The sequence below is a fragment of the Blautia sp. Sow4_E7 genome (genome assembly GCF_052116245.1).
Taxonomy (GTDB): Bacteria; Bacillota; Clostridia; order Lachnospirales; family Lachnospiraceae; genus Blautia_A.
This window is the reverse complement of the sequence record NZ_JBQKLL010000149.1, coordinates 1-461: the sequence shown is the minus strand read 5'-3', so window position 1 is coordinate 461 and position 461 is coordinate 1. Positions and strand designations below refer to the sequence as shown.

Sequence of the window (461 nt, the reverse complement as noted above, 5' to 3'; positions counted from 1 at the left end):
TATATCAGGTTCATCAGGGATACCGTTTTCCACAAGTACTTCTGCTTCATTCAGGACACACATGTTGTCAAGAGAAAACGACAGTTGTCCTATGACCTGTTTGTCAGTTTCCGTTCTTTTTCCAAAACGATGCTGTGTCAGAATTGCAACCTGTTCCTGAAGATCTTCAATCTGATGGATCAGCCTTTCATTCTGATCCTGGATCTTCTGGTTCTGTGCAGATAAGATCGTAAAGCTTTCGCTCATCTGCATGTACAGCATTACTATAGCATTCTTCGGCATCTTATTCAGTTCGTCCAGTGTTAAAGTAATGTTTTCCATGGACTCATTGTACCACAAATGACACTGAAAAACCGCTTATTTCAAACATTTCAGGGAGATTTTGATAACTTATGAAATTTTCAATGTACAATATAAAACCGAACTAATAAAGCTCTGGTTTCACCTTGTGTATTACTCTT

At 38.2% G+C, this 461-nt stretch carries 1 protein-coding gene; it reads right to left on the bottom strand.

All coding sequences use genetic code 11. The features are described from left to right. On the bottom strand, window positions 1-321 hold a 321-nt coding region (locus tag ACTQ50_RS19800), incomplete at its 3' end, for a transposase domain-containing protein (protein WP_441485579.1). Between the last annotated feature and the right edge of the window lie 140 nt (window positions 322-461).